We start from the raw sequence: 19,915 nt of genomic DNA, 5'->3' as shown, positions 1-19,915 counted from the left end.
TTTATATTAGGCTAGTCTTTGCTTTACATTGCATACTATACTATCCATCAACTTTATCTTATTAATTTCTGTCGTTAGGAAACCTCCAATATCATGTCTACTGTGCTATCACACTCTCGCTCATTTATTGCGTTGCCATTGACGCTTGCGGTATCCACTTTACTGATTAGTGCGTGTAGCAATACATCAGCGGTAAAAAACAAAGGTGCGACCAATAGCTCATCTGTCATTACCAAAAGTCCTGCCAGTCAAGGGGCTAATACAGGTAGTGCAGACTACTCAACTGCGTTTTTGGATGCAGAGAGTTTGGATGAGTTGGCTGACTTGTTAGAAGCTACTGACATGACCATGGTAGAAGGTAACCAGCTTGCTATTCAGCAATATGGTGATTTGTGGAATCGTCTACGCGCAGGCTACCGCATGAATGGTGGTAAGCCAATCTATAATCAGCGCATTGAAGGTCAAAAAAGCTGGTTTACCAGTAGACAGGATTATCTCAATCGCCTAACTGCACGTGCCAGTCGTTATATCTATCATACGGTACGAGAGGCAGAGCGTCGCAATATTCCAACAGAGCTTGCCTTGTTACCAGTTATCGAAAGCTCTTACGATCCAAGTGGTACGAGTAGTGCGGCAGCTGCGGGCTTATGGCAGTTTATTCCAAGTACAGGCCGTATCTATGGCTTGAACCAAAGCAGCACTTATGATGGTCGTCGCGATGTGATCGAATCGACACGTGCTGCCTATGACTTTTTGACAGCATTGCACAACCAGTTCGGTAGTTGGGAGCTAGCATTGGCTGCTTATAACGCTGGACCTGGCCGTGTACAAAAAGCAATTGATGCCAACGCAGCGCGCGGACTGCCAACAGATTACTGGTCACTTCAATTACCGACTGAAACGATGAACTATGTGCCGCGTTTCTTAGCTGTAGCCGAAATCGTCGCTAAGCCTGAGCAGTATGGTGTGTATCTACCAGCTATCGCTAACCGTCAGCATTTCCGTAGTGTACCAGTTAACTATGGTGTGAGCTTGGCAGAAGTATCGCAGTTAACTGGAGTCAGCTATGATGAGCTAGAGCGTCTAAACACTGCACTGACATCAGGCCGCGTTGATTCTTCAGGTCCACAGCGTGTCATCATTCCTAACGACGTCAGCCTCAATGCTGATGCCAAATTAAGTGGGCTCAGAGGTAACGGTACAGGCAATGTACTCGCCTCAAACAACGCAGGTAGCTCAAGCACGACAGCGACTACGCCAAGCTATAATAACAAACCCTATACTGCCTCATCACTACCGTCTACTGGTAGTGCATTGGCTGATTATGCCGCTAGCGCAAGTGTACCTCAGCAGACTACCAGCTACATCTCACCATCTGCGACGCCAACTAGCAGCTCGGTATACAGTGGCAATTCTTCAGCTCGTACTGAGCCACCACTGACCACAGCAGAGACTAACAAAATCAATGCTGAGCTTAAGAGCAGTAACAGTCTACCGACTACCTCAGCTCAGATTACTCAGAACAATACGATTGTCCAAGAGCCACCGCTTAGCAAAGAAGAGCGTGATTTCATTGCCAATCAAATCCGGAGAAATACCTCTGAGACCAATGTTATCAATGCTGATGGCAACATTAATCTATCAGCCGTACAAACACAGCAGTCTATCTTAGAAGCGAGTGGTGCAGAGAAGAAACTTAGCTTTGCTAAAACCTCGGTAAGTAAGCCAAAACCTCAAGGCACTCGTACCACTTATACGGTCAAACGTGGCGATACGCTCTCGAACATTGCGAGTCGAGCAGGGGTTAGCTGGCGTGATATCGCAGAATGGAACCAGATAGATGCCAGTGCCAATTTGCTCTCTGGCAGTACGTTATATCTATATAATGCCAAGACTATCGAGCCACTGAGCACTGCTAATAACGCCGCCGCTAGTCAGCCTGACAGTTACGTCGTACAAGGCGGTGATACGCTTATCGGTACGGCTAATCGTTTTGGCTTATCGGTCACTCAGCTAGCCAGCTATAACAACCTGAGCAGCCGTGCTGATCTGCTCAGAGGTCAGAAACTATGGCTCATACCGGGTAAAGTGACTACACCTGCGACGACACCTGCAGCGCCTTCTACCAAGCCGAGTAAATCAAGCACTGCGACCAAAAACTATAAAGTAAAAGCAGGGGACGGATTAATTGCATTGGCACGTCAATTCAATGTGTCGACAGATACTTTAGCCAGTCTCAACGGTATCAACAGCACAAGTTCGCTATATGTTGGTCAGACGCTTAAAGTGCCAGCCAGTGTTGATTTCGATGCTACAAGTACGACAAGTGCTAGTAGTAGTAATAGCTCAAGCTCGGTCGCGACCACCAATTACAAAGTAAAATCAGGTGATACGCTGATTGGTATTGCGAACAGCATCGGAGTGAGTGCAACGGAACTTGCTGCGGTAAACAGCAACTTTGATGCGAAAGCTCGCTTGCAACGTGGTCAAACGATTAAAGTTCCTGCTTCTAAAGAATTGGTCGATCGTCAGTTGAATGACAAAGCGGTCAGCTACAAAGTAAAATCAGGTGATACCTTAACGGGTGTCGCCAAACGCTACAATATTGGCTTAAGTGATTTGGCATCAGCAAACAATTTGAATACCAATTCGAATTTGATACTGGGTCGTACTATCACTATCCCTGCTAGTGGCAGTGTGGCAAGCGCATCTAGTAGCAGTCAAAGCAGCAGCTCTGCTAGTAGTAGTAGCTCAGCAAGCAGCGGAACAAAACTGAGCAATACTGAAAGCTACAAAGTTAAATCTGGTGATGGCCTGATTGCTCTAGCACGTCAGTTTGGCATATCGGTAGAGGATTTGGCAGCGACCAACGATCTAGCGACCAATGCTCAGCTACAGCGCGGCCAAACGCTTAAAGTACCAAAAGCAACGGTAAGCTATACGGTTGGCTCGGGTGATAGCTTGATTGGTCTAGCACGTAAATATGGTGTCTCAACACAAGAGCTGGCTGATATGAATAATATCGCCGCTGATACGATGTTGCAGCGTGGTCAGCGTCTAACTGTTCCAAATCGTTAATGAATAAAATATTAATGAATGCCGTCCAAATAAGACGTCATTAATGTTAATTATTAATCGTAACGCATGAAAAAAGCTGCTCTTATAAAGAGCAGCTTTTTTTTATTTAACAAGAATAAATAACTGTGAAAGTTTAGCTTACAAACCGCCTAGTAATATCTAAAAATTAGACAGTCTGAGTTTTAATAGTCTCAAGATAGCTTCTGATATTACTGACATAGTGCATCGCTTGACCATAGCGGCTATTCGACGCTCTATTATCTGCTAAATAAGCATAGACGTTCGCCCAGCTCTTATCATCGATACCTTGAGCTCGTAGTTCACGTTGGATTCTTTTTACCGCATTGGGACCCATGTTATAACCTGCAAGGGCAAACCAGATACGGTCAGTTTTTGGCACATCAGAGAAATCTGCTTTCACTTGCTCTAGATAGCGTGCACCGCCACCAATGCTTTGGTAAGGATCGACACGGTCTGAGACGCCCATCGCTTTTGCAGTGTTATTGGTCAGCATCATTAACCCGCGTACGCCAGTCGGCGACACAGCATTGGCATCAAGGTGTGACTCTTGATAACCCATCGCGACCAGCAGTTCCCAATCGTGATTGTAATTACGTGCTTGCTCTTCAAACGAAGATTGATAGTCCGGTAACTTTTCCGTCAACGTTCTCTGGAAATGATCCTGACTATAGGCATCTTTAAGCAAGTTTTGATTGTAGAACGCGGCAAGTTTTTGTGTGTTTTGTAGCTTGATGCTGTCGCACAAAAAGTAACTGGCCTTCCTTGATAGTGGATCATTGGATGAGCTAAACGTCCAACTTACCTTAGGATGTAGACCGTTCTTAGTCAGACTAGAATCGTAACCACAGCTGACATTGATTGACGATAAATTTAGCTGGCTTTTTAGCTTGGTGCTAGCCGTAGTCAACGCCATGTCAGCGTTGCCGGTTCTTAGTGCCTTTAGCGCCGCTTCTTCACTGGCATAGGCTTTTAGATTGATATCGACACCGAGCTCGTCGGCATAAGTGCGCACCAGATCAAACCCAAAACCATGTTGGAAGCCATCGGTAGCAAAGTAAGTGCTATCGCCTGGTACCGCAGCAATGGTCAAGGTGTTTTCCAGCATGACGTTGTCATAAGCTGGTACCGATGTGTTCATAGTCGTCAAACTCTCAGCGGGCAACGAGAGTAGAGCGATGCTAGAGATTTGTGCCAGCTTCTTGGTTCTGGCAAAACGATTAGACGCAATAGGGGTAACGGATGAAACGATGTTACTTTTGGTGTTCAGTAGGCGTTTAGATGGACGCAGTAAATAAGAAATACGGCGTTTGGCCCCTTGCGCAGATACTTTTACACGATAAGTAATACGCTGCATGGATGTCTCCTGATTTTAGCCATCCTTCTTACCGCAAAAACACGTATAAATATATGTGCATAATATTGACATATATCGATATCGTATCTTAAATAGAGTGGCATTTTTAATAGGATAAATGCCGCTCTATCTTGTTTGACTATAGCGCCACTAGCGTACTCTCTCTAAGAGTTAGTGGGATAGTTTGTCGTCAGCCAGCTATCGATATGTCATAAAAACGTTCTAACCCGTATTTATAAATACTGGTTTAAAATACTGAACGCACAACAACGCGAAGGATATAAATCAGATGATTTCTTCATCGATAACTAAATATGGCTAGTGGCCAAACAACTATATATCAAACATAGGTAAGGTCATGATTAAGTTATTGAGACAAAGACATAGCTTGAAACATTGATGTAAGGTTTTGCCAATGAGGCAAATACATTCATCTGTTTTAACTATGCTAACTTTGATGGCTGGCTATACTTTGAATCACTAATATTAAGTTACTAGTAATAGAATAGCTGGCTAATAAAGTTGTTTGTCCAGCGATGAGGGTAAGCAAAATAACCAGAATTGATAGTTTATAGCGGTCTATCAAACTGACTATGTCATACCGTCATCGCGACACCAAAAATAAAAAAATACCATGCCGCTAACATATATAGTGCAAACATAGTATTTCAATGGGTAGCGGTTTAAAATCTTATCGCTGATATAGCATGATAAAGTCTTAAACAACTACCAGCATTATTTTAGTGCCATAACCGGAAGCTGTAATAATGGGAAGTTTCATGACAAAACGTTCTTTCTTACGAGTAGTAATATGCGGTTACTAATTGCATTATTCAAGTAGAGTTAAGAAAAAAGCGATAAAACTTAACAATTAAAATATAAACGGTTAATTTTCCAGATATTTGGTACACGATAATCAAAAATAGAATAACAAAGTTCAAATAGCAGTCAAACTAGACTTTGTGCTTATGGTTTGACTGAAGCTGTTAGCAAGTCTGGTTTGGCTTTTGAACTATCGTTTTCTCTAGAAGTTTTTCTCTGCAAATTTTTCTCTATAAATAATAACCGTTTAAAATGGCTTTTTAAGTGGCTAGTTTATGCTGGGTTTTTGATATCGATAAAAGTAACTGGCAGACCAAATTTTTGAGCGACTATCTCTCCTAACGCCTGAATACCGCCACGCTCCGTTGCATGATGACCACAAGCAAAATAGTCAATCCCAAGCTCGCGCGCGCTATGTGTGGTACGCTCAGATATCTCACCAGAGATAAACGCATCACAGCCCATGCTAGCCGCTTGCTCAATCATGTCTTGCGCACCGCCTGTACATATACCCACACGTTCGATCAGCCTGCCATTTGTCTGAGAAGCTGAGTCTGCATGATACTCAGCTGAGATATGTAATGGCGCACGACCTAAAGCTTGAGTAATGGTAGCAATGAGATCGTCAGTACTTTGCGGTGTGCAAGTAGCGATATTGCCCACAGGATGGGATTCGGTAGGATAGAGCGCACCAGTAATCGTCATGCCGAGCATGTCAGCAAGTTTTGCGTTGTTGCCAGAGATTGGGTGTGCATCAAGCGGTAGATGATAGCCAATCATAGAAATACCGTGTTGCATCAGCTTGCGCACGCGTCGACCTTTCATCCCAGTGAGCGTAGCAGGTTCGCCTTTCCAGAAGTATCCATGATGTACCATAATCGCATCGGCATTGTCAGCGATAGCAGCATCTATCAAGGCTTCACAAGCCGTGACACCAGTGACGATACGTTGAATCGGGCGTCCACCATCGATTTGTAGACCATTTGGCGCATAGTCTTTAAACGCGCTGGTAGATAAGTAGTCGTCACAGAACTGTGTCAATGCCTGAGCGCTAATGCTTTGAGTATTGGATTCAGCTGTCGTATGATTTGCAGTCATTATGTTTTCCTGTCATCAATAAAATGTATGTCGTAAGGTGCTGTAGATTAACTAAGCAAAAATTATGTATTATCTGTCATGTTTGAGAGTGTTTGGTTTTGGACTTCTCGCTTTATGTTCAATTCTCGAAATGTTGAAGTGTCGAGCATCGTAAAAGCTATTTTAACATGCCGTTGTAAGCAAGCAGACAAGCTGGATAACTGAAATGGTACACGATACGTTACTATTTACTGGTATTGCGGTTATAATTTATACACGTGAGTCTGCCTAGCTGTATAGCATTTGTCCATCCTATGAATGGGTCAAGATTAGCTAAGCGGTCGCCATTATCTCACATCGTTTTTCACTGTCTGTTTGCAATAAATTTATAGAGGTTTTATATGTCGTCATCCCGGAACACCAATAACAAGGCGTCTTTATTAAAATGGTTACCTTGGGTCTTATTGCTGCTAGTGTTGGCAGCGTTTATCTGGTTGTTCACGAGTATGAAATCGACGTCGGAGGCTACATGGGAGCCGCCGAGAACCCCGCCTGCGGAGCAGCAGGTAGCAGAGCCAGTGTCGGACACGCCAGCGCCTATCTCTTCTTATCATAATGCGGTGGCGCGAGCGTCGCAGTCTGTGGTTAATATCTATACGACGCAAACGATGACCGAGCATCCTTATATGGATGATCCCGTACTACGCCGGTTTTTTGAATATCATGGTGGCCCATCACAAGAGCAGGGCAATACCAATTTAGGCTCTGGTGTGATCGTATCAGAAGACGGTTATATCGTGACCAATGCCCACGTAATCGAAAAGGCCGATGAGATCACAGTCGCGTTTAATGATGGTCGTAAGAGTCGTGCCAGAATCATTGGTACAGATCCTGATAGTGATCTAGCTGTGATTAAGGTCGATATGACAGGGCTGACACCACTCGGCTTCCGCGAAGATCCGATTCGTGTAGGGGATTTGGCCTTAGCAATTGGTAATCCGTTCGGTGTGGGTCAGACAGTGACGCAGGGGATTATCTCAGCGACTGGTCGTACTGGACTGGGCGTCAATAAATTTGAAGACTTTATCCAGACTGATGCGGCGATTAATCCGGGTAACTCAGGCGGTGCACTGGTCGATGCTCATGGCGAGCTAGTCGGTATCAATACCGTGATATTCTCGCGCTCTGGTGGCTCGATGGGTATTGGCTTTGCGATTCCGACGGCATTGGTTGAGCAAGTGATGAATGCTTTGATTAAAGACGGCCGTGTCAGTCGTGGCTGGTTAGGTATCGAGATTCAGTCACAGCTACGTGATCCAACGCAGTTAGAGACATCAACAGGCGTAGAAGTACTAAACGTCATTGATAACAGCCCAGCGGCGAAAAGCGGTCTACGCGTCGGTGATATCGTCCTAACCATCGACGATGTCGAGATGACAGATGCCAATACCTTAATTCAGTATGTTGCTCGTAAGCCACCAAATACTGAACTGGATGCGCAGATATTACGTCAAGGTAAAAACGCCCAAGTAAAAATCACGTTAGAAGAGCGTCCAGCACAAGAACCACTTGAGCGTCCTGTCGTACTACAAAATGAGAGCATGGGCGGAATGGAGCAGCCAAACATTCAAGGTGATGAAGAAACACCGATGATGTCAAAGGCAGAGCGTGATCGTATGCGCGAAGAGCTAATGAAACTGTTTGAACAAGATGCCGCGTCGCAGTAAGTCGTAGGTTCTTCTTACGACTATGTGCTGACTCATAATGTATGTATGAGACAGCACATGCATTTGGCTAATAGCATAAAAAAGCGCGCTCCTTATCTAAAGGAGCGCGCTTTTAGTTGGAGCTGGTGTTTTTGAAACTAGAAGGCTAGCTTTATCTATATATAACCCTGCTATAACTTCTCAATCGGGTCATGATTGATATAAATAACGCCTTGCACACGGCAGCAGCAGGGCAGGATCTCATCTTCTTCAATCATCGCCAGTGGGTCAAATGGATAATCGACCGTATGCGAGCTAGCAATACGTTTGACTCGGCAGCTACCACAATAGCCTTCGCGGCATTGATAGTTCACATCGTGTCCGGTGCGTAGCAGTCCATCTAGCAGACTCTCGTCATCGTGTAGATAGAACTGCTTTTTACTGGTCATTACCCAAGTCATTGTTAATCCTATTGGGATATGTCTGTGCTATTGCTATCCCTACTATTAACCCATAAGACGATTACCGCGATAGAAATTTTATAACTTCAAAGATCTACCGCTCAAACCTTTATAGCTCAAAGCTCTTACAACTCAGCTCTTATAGTTCAAAGTCATCAAAATCACTGTCTGATAAGTCAGAGTCAATCTGACCAACCAAGTACGAGCTAATCTCGGTCTCTTGTGGGGCTACTTGCACATTGTCAGACGACAACCACGTGTTGATCCACGGGATTGGGTTTGATTTTGAGTTCGGGAACGCCGCTGGCAAGCCGACGGTTTCCATACGCAAGTTAGTGATGTATTCGATATATTGGCACAGAATGTCTTTGTTTAGACCAATCATCGAGCCATCTTTGAACAGATAGCCTGCCCATTCTTTTTCTTGCTCAGCAGCCTTGCGGAAGATCTCGATACTTTCTTCATAACACTCTGCAGCAATCTCGACCATCTCAGGATCGTCACGACCGTTGCGCATCAGGTTCAGCATGTGCTGCGTACCAGTCAAATGCAGCGCTTCATCACGAGCGATTAGCTTGATGATTTTGGCGTTACCTTCCATCAATTTGCGCTCAGCAAAAGCAAACGAGCAGGCAAACGATACATAGAAACGAATGGCTTCTAGGACGTTGACCGCCATGATACACAGGTACATTTGCTTTTTCAGTGATCTCAAATCAACGGTCACTTGCTCACCATTGATATTGTGCGTACCTGGACCGTACAGGCTATATAGCTGTGAGTTGCGGTATAGCTCATCATAGTACTGAGCGATATCAGAAGCACGGCCTAAGATGTGCTCGTTTTGCATAATGTCATCAAAGATAATATTTGGGTCATTGACGATATTACGAATGATATGCGTATAGCTGCGTGAGTGAATGGTCTCAGAGAACGACCATGTCTCAATCCATGTCTCAAGCTCAGGGATAGACACCAGCGGCAGTAGCACTACGTTTGGACTACGACCTTGGATAGAGTCGAGTAGGGTCTGGTACTTGAGGTTGCTCAAAAATATATGCTGCTCATGCGACGACAGATTGCTGAAGTCGATACGATCGCGTGACACATCAACTTCTTCTGGACGCCAAAAGAACGATAGCTGCTTTTCAATCAATTGCTCAAAGATAGGGTGCTTTTGTTGGTCATAGCGCGCCACGTTGACGGGCTGACCAAAGAACATCGGCTCTTTTAGCGCATTGTTTGGCGTTTGAGAAAAAATCGAGTAAGTCATGGGACTGCCTTTATAATTGATACGGTTATTAATTTATATGGGTTTGACTGGTTTTGATTTGATGTTATGACACGTTTTTGGATTATAGCGTTTTAGCTTAGAGGTTCTCTAGTGATATCTGTGATGACTCTTGCCCATCGTTCATATAGGCTTTGAATATCTCGCTCAGTTCACTATCATCAAGCGCTTCTAATTCATCAAGTGCGCTTTTGCGTAGGGTACTCACATCAGACTCTTCTGCTGCTATTTTTAAGTCTTTTTTAGCCGTTCTCGATACGGGTTTTTTGACTGCTTTTGCCACGCTTTTTTTGGCGATAGTTGTCTTTGGTGCTTCATTCACACCTAACTGCTGACGCACCTCTGCAATATCAACCTCGACTTGTACGATATGCGAGCCACCATCGTTTAGGTCTGAAAATACGTTTGGGATAAACAAACCACCGTCTTTGATGATTGCGGTATATTGCACATGACCTCCGTCGTTTTATTCTGTCTGTATGTTTTCATTATAACAGTAGCCAATCCCGCCTACCGCTTGTATCTGCTTTGCCGCTGGCGTGCAGTCTATTGTGTCTGACCGCATTCCTGTTGTCCCGATACTACGCTCAGTCACAGACTGCATCGCCATCGGCGTCAGCAGGATATCGCTATAGTCGGGGCTAAACGACCGTGTTAGGGCATCTTTCTTTTTTCTTAACGATTCTTCTGTTTGGGCGCACCCTACAACTTTCTATGATTTTGAGTAGGTTGGTGTCGAGGTACGAGACCCAACAAAGACTCAAACCGTTGGGTTTCCTTCGTCAACCCAACCTACGTGCTAAAAAGCCTTGTTAGAGCGGCTTTCTTTTTTCTTAACGGCTTTTTCGTTTGGGCGCATCCTACAACTAAGCTTACGCTCGTTAGTCCGACTTCTTATTAAAGAGACCTATCATTCCAGTCAATTGTTCAATTCCGTCAAATGTCGATGGCATTTGGTCTTCAGTAGCTACGATAGGAGCGAAAATGACACTCTCGAACCTTTCGAAGCTTTCTTTCATACCTTCTCTTAACCCCTTAGTGTCAGAGTCGTAGTTATGTATAAACTGACAGAGAGTGAGACGTAAGTCTATTTGTAATATTTGTGATTTGATAGACCTAACGTTAACCAATGATATTTTAAAGAAATAAAGAAGTATGAAAAGAAACAAGATAGTCGAGATAGTAACTATGATAAATATTGGGTTCTCAAAACTATTGGAACTTAAATAATAAGCCGACCAGACAGATTTTAAGACTATAAGTAAAACTATTACAGCCATCAGACCATAATATATATAGCCTTGACTGTTCAATTCTTTTTTCTTCTGCTCTCTAAGTGTTCTAAAACCATTGGACAAGCCGACAAAGTTATATTCACTTTTTTGGTTGTTCAGAGTTTCTTGTATTTCTATAATATCCTTTTTCAGTAGAATGTTTTTTCTATTTTCTTCCTCAATGATGTCTTGATGTTCATGCAACTTATTAATAGTTTGGATGACCGAACTATTAAGACGTCGATTTAAATGTCTTGAGAATACTTCTTGTGGAATGATATACCACAAATAGCAAAGTTTATTTAGACTGTCATATGTCAATGTATAAGAGTAAGACTGTAAGCTTACTACTGCCTGCTCAAAAAAAGATCTATGTGTTTCAACAGTAGTTATTAATGAAGCCTCATATATGTCTGCTAGCAATACTATATATATAGACTCTATAACTTTTCTAACTAAACTAGCTCGAGGTTTCTCTTGTTTAGAGAAATCATACAAGCATTTATTGTCTTCCGCTAAGGCGTTATCATTCAGTGCAACACCTATTTTTTCCCAGTTGTGATACTTAAGATCAATACTATCTAAAATAGATAAGTTTTTTTTGTTCTTACTGTCTAATATATTGAGTACGGCTTTAACTAGGTCATTTGTCTCTGTACTCAAATCTAAATATTCAGAATGCTTATGTATTTGGTTTTCAAACCTTCGCTTTAGGTTTTCAAATTGAGGACTTTTATAAGGGAAGATCATAGTTATCTCGATATTAGTAGATAAATATATGATAACAACGCACAGCGGGTCTAACCTAAAAGCCAAACCCGCAACCCGTCAGAAATTCTATTTAAAGAATTTCTCTTGCGAACCTAAAATTGCAGTGCAATTTTTTAACGGTTCTTAAATCTTACACGCACCGCCAGCACAATCATCTTCCATATCCGCTTGGGCATCGTTCGCACCATCACGAGTGTTATGGTAGTACAACGTCTTCACACCCATTTTATAAGCGTTTAGCAAGTCTTTTAGCAAGATCTTCATCGGTACACGGCCACCAGCATAACGAACTGGATCGTAGTTGGTGTTGGCAGAGATACTTTGATCGACGAATTTTTGCATGATAGCGACCAGCTTTAGGTAACCGTCATTGTTTGGCATTTGCCATAGTAGCTCGTACTGATCTTTTAGCTTATCAATCTCAGGCACGACTTGCTTTAAGATGCCATCTTTAGACGCTTTGATAGAGACCAGACCACGTGGTGGCTCGATACCGTTGGTCGCGTTGGCGATCTGACTAGAGGTCTCAGACGGCATCAAGGCGGTTAGGGTAGAGTTGCGTAGACCGTGCTCTGTGATCTCGCCACGTAGCGTTTCCCAGTCTAGATGTAGCGGCTCTTGGCAGATTTTATCCAAGTCGGCTTTGTACGTATCAATCGGCAAGATACCTTGCGAGTATGTAGTCTCATTGAACGCAGGACACGCGCCTTGCTCTTTTGCCAATTTGTTTGACGCTTTCAAGAGATAGAACTGCAACGCTTCAAACGTCTGATGGGTCAGACCAAGTGCGCTGTCGTCAGAGTAGCGTGCGCCATTCTTAGCTAAGTAGTAAGCATAGTTGATTACGCCCACACCGAGCGTACGACGACGCATGCTGCCGTTTTGAGCCGCTTTTACTGGATAGTCTTGATAGTCGAGCAGGGCATCAAGCGCCCGCACGATTAGCTCAGCTGGCTCTTCGATGTCGCTAACGTTTTCGACTTTACCCAAGTTGACCGCTGATAGCGTACAAAGGGCGATTTCGCCTTCTTCGTCATTGATGTTGTCCAGTGGCTTGGTCGGTAGCGCGATTTCCATACATAGGTTTGACTGGCGAATCGGGGCAACCGTCGCGTCAAATGGGCTATGCGTGTTGCAATGATCGACGTTTTGGATGTAGATACGACCTGTGCTCGCGCGCTCTTGCATCATTAGGCTGAACAAATCAGCTGCTGGGATCTGACGGCTACGTACGTTAGGATCATTTTCGTACTTGGTATATAACTCTTCGAATTTGTCTTGATCTTCAAAGAATGCATCATATAGGCCTGGCGTGTCACCTGGTGAGAATAGCGAGATATCTTGGCCTTTGATTAGGCGCGTGTACATCGTTTTGTTTAACTGTACGCCGTAATCCATATGACGGACACGGTTGTCTTCGACGCCGCGGTTGTTTTTCAGTACCAGTAATGACTCAACTTCTAAATGCCATAGTGGGTAGAAAAGAGTCGCAGCACCGCCACGGACGCCACCTTGTGAGCAGCATTTAACAGCAGTCTGGAATAATTTGTAGAATGGGATACAGCCAGTATGCTGTGCTTCACCGCCACGGATAGGGCTACCAAGGGCACGGATGCGACCTGCGTTGATGCCGATACCAGCACGCTGTGACACATAGCGTACGATGGCGCTGGTGGTCGCGTTGATAGAGTCTAGGCTATCACCACATTCGATCAATACGCACGAGCTGAACTGGCGCGATGGCGTACGCACACCTGACATAATAGGCGTCGGTAGTGAGATTTTGAATTCTGAGGTCGCATCATAGAAGCGTTTGACGAAATCAAGTCGATCTGACTTGTCGTATTGGCTAAACAGACACATACCGACCAGCATATATAAGAACTGCGGGCTCTCATAGACAGTCTTGCTCACGCGATCCTGTACCAGATATTTACCAGCCATTTGCTCAACAGCAGCATAAGCAAGATTCATATCGCGCCAGTGATCAAGGTACTCTTCTAACTCATCAAATTCAGCACGGCTATAGTCAGCTAGGATATGCTGATCGTATTTGCCAGCATCAGTCAAAGTTTTGACATGGTCATATAGGTGCGGCGGGGTGAATTTGTTATAAGCAATCTTACGTAGATGGAAGATAGCCAAACGCGCAGCCAGATATTGATAGTCAGGCGTGGTTTCAGAGATTAGGTCGGCGGCAGACTTGATGATGGTTTCGTGAATGTCACGAGTCTTGATACCTTCATAAAACTGGATGTGCGACTTTAGCTCAACTTGAGACACAGACACGTTGTCCAAGCCATGAGCTGCCCACGCTATTACCTTGTGAATTTTGTCTAAATCAATAGGCTCTAAACGTCCATCACGTTTGGTTACTTGGATTCTGTCAATATGTGTCATGCTGGCCTCTATTTTGATTGCTTATTGTGATGCTGCGCGCCGAGTGGGCGGCAGACATTCTTTATGACGCGATTGTAGTCGATGGTAGCAGTAGTTTTTTGGCAACAAGCAGCCACTACCCATAGTGATAGCAAAGATCACTGAGTACTACATATAGCGTGTTTGTTAATCGGTAGGCACAATATAGCGGGAAAATTTTGAAAATACTATATTGATTTTAGAATAAAACTATGTTGCTACAAGGTTGTAGGCAGTCCAAATTTTGGCAAAGGACGATGGGATAAGGGTTAGACGCAAATGCGGTCAATAATAAAATTTTTGTAAAAATATCGTGAGATTTACTTTTCATTCTCTCGGTTATTGTCGACTGATAATGGGAGTCATGGCGGCAATAATGCGGGCGCAGATTGTACATCAAACCACAAAAAATCGCCACCCATAACTTATTACTAGCGAGTGACGATTTGGACTAAAAAGGCGTGAAAGTTTTTTATGCGACTTATAAAACAATACGAACCGTTTTTGCATTATCAAGTGAGGCATAAAGCGCATTCACTTGCTCAGCAGCGGTGAGGTACAAATTGACCCGTGCTGAGTGAAAACGACCCGTTTTAGACGGCTTAACTTCGATAGATGCCAAATCAAAATCAGGGAATTGGCTACCCAAAATTAGCTTCACTTCATTAAGCAAACTCTCACGCTCGCCTTCATGACCGATGATGCTCAGTGGGTAGTTCATCGGGAACTCCCAAAGCTCTGGGTTTTGAATATCAGTCTTTTTGCCTACCAATGCGCCTTTATTTGGCGTCAGGTCAGTGACTTTAACTGATGGCTGATTGCTGGTTGGGTTATTTGGGCTGTTGTCGTTGTTGTCTTTTGAATCATCACTCATGATATGAGCCTCGCTTATATAGATAAATAGGAAAAAGTTAATCAGTCATTAGTAGTAAATAAGTAAGTAACTAACATTAAGTAATTCGAAAATCGCTGCTATAGACATTTAGTTAGTTAAACATCTGCTCAAATCATGCCAAAAGCATAACGCAAAAATCTGAGACAGGCTCAGTATGGTCGTAAGTGGCACTTAAATCAGTCAAGCTATAGTCGATTCAATTTAAAAGTAGTACAAGGCAACCGAGTGTAGATGTAACTGTGATACTTCAAGCGAGGTTAACGCTGTCATACTTTTATAGTGGAATGGCTATATTAGGCAGAGAATATATGCACTGTTTATAGTGGTCTATAGGTGATTATTCAAGTGAAGTCTGTATTTAGTCCGTTTCATCTTGAAGTAGTAAGCTAAATGGCTTTTATTAAAACTATTATAAAAGCTATTGCAAATAACCATTGATAGGAGTGATATCAGGTGGAATATCCGTCTCTCCCAATGCTTCTCGCAGGTTAATCTCGATAGTGCGTGACAAGGCAGTCAAAGGTAACTGGTTAGCGGCCAAACCAAAAGGCTCTTCTAACTCTTCACTAAGCGCATCCAAACCAAAAAAGGTATAAGCAATCACCGCACAAACCAACGGGGTTGCCCAACCGAGTGATGCCACCAAACCGAAGGGCAACATAATGCAATATAAATAGGTCGTGCGATGTACCAGCAGCATGTAAGCAAAGGGCAGTGGTGTGTTATGAATGCGCTCGCACGCTGCCAGTACAATTGTCATAGAGGTCAGGCGCTCGTCCATGTTTTGTATGACTTGCTCCGATACCAGTCCCTGACGCCGAATGTCGCTTAGCTGCTTACCCATCAGGCGCATTATATAATCAGGTACGTTTTTCGCTTGGTGCATACGGGCATGATGCCTCGATGCGACAAAAGGCTCGATATCCGCCCAAGGTGGCGTACCACGCAATCGGTGGCGCACCGCATGGGCAAACGCAATGGTCAGATATACCATCGTTCGCTGAGTATCGCGTCCAGTTGCATTGTTATCCTCGCTATCATCTATGGCAGTCGCATCGTCCTCATCTATAAAAGACAGTACTTGGCGCGTTAAGCTACGAGAGTCATATACCAGCTGACCCCACAGTCCGCGCGCTTCCCACCAACGCTGATAACTGGCATTGTTTCGAAACCCAAGAAACAACGATAAGGCAATCCCGAGCAAGGTAAACGTTGCCATACCATAATAAGGAAACGAGTCAGGCATCCAGTGCTGAATAATCGTGATGAGCGTACTAAGAATAGTAATCAGCAAAATTTGCGGATAAATTTTTGGAATGATTGATCCACGCAGAGTGAAAAATATCTTAAGGGCATTGGGTGTTTGCCGGACAATCATGTCAGTTTCCTAGCGATGGGGTATATGGAGACACTATTCAATGTCACGTATGATTCTAATATAGAAACGAAATCTGTAAAGCCCAAAAGGCTATAAATTTATTCAAACAGAAGCGTAGGGTGGTTACTTAAGCTCGGTAATTGGGTTAGCTAAAGGAGTTGAATCCTCGCCAAAAGGGAGATGTTTTTATTAATCTACTTTATGTATGTTAAAATGACGCGAAATATCATTTCTTAACTCTATAAAAGCTGTCACCGCAAAGATGAATACGCCACCCTAGCTGTACCCCTCCTCAGTAATGATTGCTTCCTATAGCAATTACTCTCATAAAGCGTCTAACGCTTTTTCTTGTGCGCACGCACTGCTTGAACGTTTGTATCACTATTCGATATATCTAATGGATCGTAAAGATTACCCCACTAAGAGTAAGTTATGACGATAACTCGCTAACTATGCTCGTTCACATTTTTATATTTATCATTTGATAGGCAATGGGCAACGTGTCTGGATATCAAAGGGTATAAATAGAGATGTGCCTAGATAGAGATGCGTCAGACTTTTCATGTGAGCTGATTTTTAACTACTTTTTAGATGCTTTCCAATTAGATGTTTTCTAAATAGTGATTAGATACTTCGTTTATTGACAGACTAAAGCAGTTCTCCAAAACTGAGTTAAATATGTTAAATACAATTAAAGAGCATTGGCTATCCAATGTGAGAGGCGATGTCTTGGCTGGCATGGTCGTCGCTTTGGCGCTTATCCCTGAAGCGATTGCGTTTTCTATCATTGCCGGTGTCGATCCCCAAGTAGGGCTTTATGCCTCGTTTTGTATCGCGGTAGTGATTTCGTTTGTTGGCGGTCGTCCAGCGATGATTTCGGCGGCGACTGGTGCGATGGCGTTACTAATGGTGACACTGGTCAAAGATTATGGCTTGCAGTATTTGTTAGCAGCCAGTGTGCTGACAGGTGTTATACAGATTATCTTTGGCTTCTTAAAGCTGGGGAATCTGATGAAGTATGTGTCTCAATCCGTAGTGCTCGGCTTTATCAATGCCTTGGCTATTTTGATTTTTATGTCACAGGTTCCTGAGCTGATGCCGCAGGCAGGTTCAAACCTAGTACACGTATACGGTCTTGTGGCCCTAGGTCTAGTCATTATCTATGGCTATCCATATATTCCAAAGATTGGTAAAGTGATTCCATCGCCATTGGTTAGTATTGTACTAGTTACGGCTATAGCTATCTTATTAGGTACAGAGGCGCGAACCATCAATGATATGGGGCAGCTGCCTGACACTCTGCCGATGTTTTTGATACCTGATATCCCGTTGAACTTAGATACGTTGATTATTATTTTCCCGTATTCTATTAGTCTGGCGATAGTTGGCTTACTTGAGTCTATGATGACCATGACTATCGTAGATGATTTGACTGATACCAAAGGCGACCGTACGCAAGAGTGCAAAGGCCAAGGTATTGCCAACGTGGTTAGTAGTTTTTTTGGCGGGATGGCAGGCTGTGCGATGATTGGGCAGTCTATCATCAACGTCAAATCAGGCGGTTATACGCGTCTCTCTACCTTGGTAGCAGGCGTATTTTTATTACTGATGGTTGTATTCCTAAGCGATTGGTTAAAGATTATTCCAATGGCCGCATTGGTCGCTGTGATGATTATGGTGTCTATCGGTACTTTTAACTGGGGTTCGTTTAAGGAGCTAAAAACCAAGCCGCTGCAAAGCAATGTTGTCATGATTACGACCGTTGCTGTGGTGGTCGCAACGCATAACTTGGCCTATGGCGTATTGATTGGGGTATTGCTGTCAGCATTGTTCTTTGCCAATAAAATTGAGCGCTATATGAGTGTGAATAGTCACATGGATGAAGCATCGCAAACGCGTTATTATCGAGTGGACGGACAAGTACTTTTCTCATCAGCAGAGCGTATGATTGATTCCTTTGATATTAAAGAATCTGTCTCTAACGTGGTCATTGACGTGTCGCGCGCGCATTTTTGGGACGTGACAGCAGTCGCCGCCATAGATAAAGTGATTATTAAATTTCGCCGCGAAGGCACTGAAGTAGAGCTCATCGGTTTGAATGAGGCGAGCCAAGCGATGATAGACAATTTCGGTGTGCATGATAAGCCAGATGCTGAGCAAAGCTTAGGCGCGCATTAGTTTAACTATGGGTTGATAATGTCATATTGATAAATATTATAAAGCTGAGTATACCTTGGCTTTTTTTATGCAAATTAAAACCTGGTTAGAAGATTATATTCTTTGTGAGTAAATATTTTAGAAGCTAATAGGATGGCAGAAGAGAAGAGAAGAGAAGAGGGTGCTAGTTTAGACGATGGTGTGATATTAAGATAATTAATCGTTATATTGAAATATCTAGATGTTCTATAGTGGAGCAAAGTGTTTCTAAAGATTATGAGAAATTTTTAAAGCTTTAACAGCTCTTTTTCAACTTCATTGAGGGGAGTTTCCTAAAAACTGTGTAACTGCTTATAATCTACTAACCGGAGAATAAGCAATGACTACTCAATCTGACATTAAAAAACTGGCCGAGCAAATGGCTGGTAGCATGAAAAGCTTTGATGACATCAAAGACTTCCAAAAGCAGCTCATGCAATCCTTTATTGATACTGCCTTAGAGGCTGAGATGGAAGAGCATCTCGGCTACCCCAAGCATGAGAAAGCAGATAAACCAAACAAGCGCAACGGACACACTAAAAAGACCGTCCGCAGTGATACAGGCGATCTTGAAATCTCCACCCCAAGAGACCGTGATAGCAGCTTTGAGCCTGTACTCGTTAGTAAGCATCAAACCCGTATCTCAGGTCTTGATGACAAGATCATATTCCTTTACGCCAAGGGTCAAACCACCACTGAGATCGTAGAGAGCATCAAAGAGCTCTATGATGTAGATATCTCAAGCAGCTTAGTTTCAAGAGTTACTGACAACATTATAGATGACATCACCGCATGGCAGAACAGGCTGCTGAGCAGTGTTTATCCTATCGTCTATCTAGACTGCATCGTCGTCAAAGTACGTCAAGACAAGCAGATCATCAACAAAGCCATTTACTTAGCCCTAGGTGTTGCTCTTAACGGTAAAAAAGAGCTGCTTGGTATGTGGCTATCAGAGAACGAAGGCGCTAAGTTCTGGCTTGGCGTGCTTACCGAGCTTCAAAACCGCGGAGTACAGGATATTCTCATTACCTGTGTCGATGGCCTAAAGGGTTTCCCTGATGCTATCAATACGGTCTACCCCGATGCTCAGGTTCAACTGTGTATCGTACACATGGTGCGCTATTCAATGAAGTTTGTGCCGTGGACGGATAAAAAGGCCGTAGCGGCTGATTT

General features: G+C 43.5%; 13 protein-coding genes. 4 read left to right on the top strand and 9 right to left on the bottom strand.

Features of this window, described 5'->3' with window-relative positions:
• The first annotated feature begins 93 nt into the window (after nt 1-93).
• The gene (locus JMY00_RS02430; protein ID WP_201579003.1) at nt 94-3,078 is read left to right on the top strand and encodes a LysM peptidoglycan-binding domain-containing protein; all 2,985 of its coding nucleotides are present in this window, start codon (nt 94-96) and stop codon (nt 3,076-3,078) included.
• Nucleotides 3,079-3,244: 166 nt separating this feature from the next.
• On the opposite strand, the gene JMY00_RS02425 is transcribed toward JMY00_RS02430, so the two are convergent.
• The gene (locus tag JMY00_RS02425) at nt 3,245-4,453 is read right to left on the bottom strand and encodes a transglycosylase SLT domain-containing protein (protein WP_102077942.1); all 1,209 of its coding nucleotides are present in this window, start codon (nt 4,451-4,453) and stop codon (nt 3,245-3,247) included.
• 1,095 nt (nt 4,454-5,548) lie between these two features.
• Nucleotides 5,549-6,373 carry a Nif3-like dinuclear metal center hexameric protein gene (locus JMY00_RS02420; protein ID WP_201579002.1) on the bottom strand — a complete coding sequence of 275 codons (825 nt, stop codon included), beginning with the start codon at nt 6,371-6,373 and terminating at the stop codon, nt 5,549-5,551.
• A 380-nt stretch (nt 6,374-6,753) separates the two neighbouring features.
• Between JMY00_RS02420 and JMY00_RS02415 the strand changes: the two genes are divergently transcribed.
• Nucleotides 6,754-8,079, top strand: a complete 1,326-nt coding sequence (locus JMY00_RS02415; protein WP_201579001.1) for a trypsin-like peptidase domain-containing protein — start codon at nt 6,754-6,756, stop codon at nt 8,077-8,079.
• 170 nt (nt 8,080-8,249) lie between these two features.
• On the opposite strand, the gene yfaE is transcribed toward JMY00_RS02415, so the two are convergent.
• The 7 genes from yfaE to JMY00_RS02380 all read right to left on the bottom strand — a co-directional run bounded on the left by yfaE (nt 8,250) and on the right by JMY00_RS02380 (nt 16,546).
• The gene (gene yfaE, locus JMY00_RS02410; RefSeq protein WP_057759542.1) at nt 8,250-8,519 is read right to left on the bottom strand and encodes a class I ribonucleotide reductase maintenance protein YfaE; all 270 of its coding nucleotides are present in this window, start codon (nt 8,517-8,519) and stop codon (nt 8,250-8,252) included.
• 139 nt (nt 8,520-8,658) lie between these two features.
• Complete coding sequence (nrdB, locus tag JMY00_RS02405) at nt 8,659-9,792, bottom strand: class Ia ribonucleoside-diphosphate reductase subunit beta (RefSeq protein ID WP_057759544.1); 1,134 nt, start codon at nt 9,790-9,792, stop codon at nt 8,659-8,661.
• Between the two features lie 97 nt (nt 9,793-9,889).
• A complete protein-coding gene (locus tag JMY00_RS02400; protein ID WP_201579000.1) occupies nt 9,890-10,261 on the bottom strand; it encodes a hypothetical protein in 372 nt (123 codons plus the stop codon).
• Between the two features lie 430 nt (nt 10,262-10,691).
• Entirely contained in the window at nt 10,692-11,834 is a 1,143-nt protein-coding gene (locus tag JMY00_RS02395) for a hypothetical protein (protein ID WP_201578999.1), read from the bottom strand.
• A 144-nt stretch (nt 11,835-11,978) separates the two neighbouring features.
• Nucleotides 11,979-14,255, bottom strand: coding sequence for a class 1a ribonucleoside-diphosphate reductase subunit alpha (gene nrdA / locus JMY00_RS02390; protein WP_201578998.1), 2,277 nt, complete (start codon nt 14,253-14,255; stop codon nt 11,979-11,981).
• A gap of 499 nt (nt 14,256-14,754) precedes the next feature.
• Nucleotides 14,755-15,066, bottom strand: coding sequence for a DUF493 domain-containing protein (locus tag JMY00_RS02385; protein WP_310649256.1), 312 nt, complete (start codon nt 15,064-15,066; stop codon nt 14,755-14,757).
• Nucleotides 15,067-15,586: 520 nt separating this feature from the next.
• On the bottom strand, nt 15,587-16,546 hold the full coding sequence (locus tag JMY00_RS02380) for a bestrophin family ion channel (RefSeq protein ID WP_201578997.1): 960 nt from the start codon (nt 16,544-16,546) through the stop codon (nt 15,587-15,589).
• Nucleotides 16,547-17,224: 678 nt separating this feature from the next.
• Here JMY00_RS02380 and JMY00_RS02375 point away from each other — a divergent pair.
• Both JMY00_RS02375 and JMY00_RS02370 read left to right on the top strand, forming a co-directional pair.
• Nucleotides 17,225-18,724, top strand: a complete 1,500-nt coding sequence (locus JMY00_RS02375; RefSeq protein WP_201578996.1) for a SulP family inorganic anion transporter — start codon at nt 17,225-17,227, stop codon at nt 18,722-18,724.
• Between the two features lie 358 nt (nt 18,725-19,082).
• The coding region (locus tag JMY00_RS02370) for an IS256 family transposase (protein WP_201578995.1) at nt 19,083-19,915 on the top strand (833 nt) is incomplete at its 3' end.

The sequence above is a fragment of the Psychrobacter sp. Pi2-52 genome, assembly GCF_904846705.1.
Taxonomy (GTDB): domain Bacteria; phylum Pseudomonadota; class Gammaproteobacteria; order Pseudomonadales; family Moraxellaceae; genus Psychrobacter.
The sequence above is the reverse complement of the archived record's forward strand: the minus strand, read 5'-3'. Positions and strand labels throughout refer to the sequence as shown.

Excerpts from the sequence above, each read along its gene's own strand:
- JMY00_RS02430 (WP_201579003.1), top strand. The coding sequence starts at position 94 with ATGTCTACTGTGCTATCACACTCTCGCTCATTTATTGCGTTGCCATTG.
- JMY00_RS02425 (WP_102077942.1), bottom strand. The coding sequence starts at position 4,453 with ATGCAGCGTATTACTTATCGTGTAAAAGTATCTGCGCAAGGGGCCAAA.
- JMY00_RS02420 (WP_201579002.1), bottom strand. The coding sequence starts at position 6,373 with ATGACTGCAAATCATACGACAGCTGAATCCAATACTCAAAGCATTAGC.
- JMY00_RS02415 (WP_201579001.1), top strand. The coding sequence starts at position 6,754 with ATGTCGTCATCCCGGAACACCAATAACAAGGCGTCTTTATTAAAATGG.
- yfaE (WP_057759542.1), bottom strand. The coding sequence starts at position 8,519 with ATGACTTGGGTAATGACCAGTAAAAAGCAGTTCTATCTACACGATGAC.
- nrdB (WP_057759544.1), bottom strand. The coding sequence starts at position 9,792 with ATGACTTACTCGATTTTTTCTCAAACGCCAAACAATGCGCTAAAAGAG.
- JMY00_RS02395 (WP_201578999.1), bottom strand. The coding sequence starts at position 11,834 with ATGATCTTCCCTTATAAAAGTCCTCAATTTGAAAACCTAAAGCGAAGG.
- nrdA (WP_201578998.1), bottom strand. The coding sequence starts at position 14,255 with ATGACACATATTGACAGAATCCAAGTAACCAAACGTGATGGACGTTTA.
- JMY00_RS02380 (WP_201578997.1), bottom strand. The coding sequence starts at position 16,546 with ATGATTGTCCGGCAAACACCCAATGCCCTTAAGATATTTTTCACTCTG.
- JMY00_RS02375 (WP_201578996.1), top strand. The coding sequence starts at position 17,225 with ATGTTAAATACAATTAAAGAGCATTGGCTATCCAATGTGAGAGGCGAT.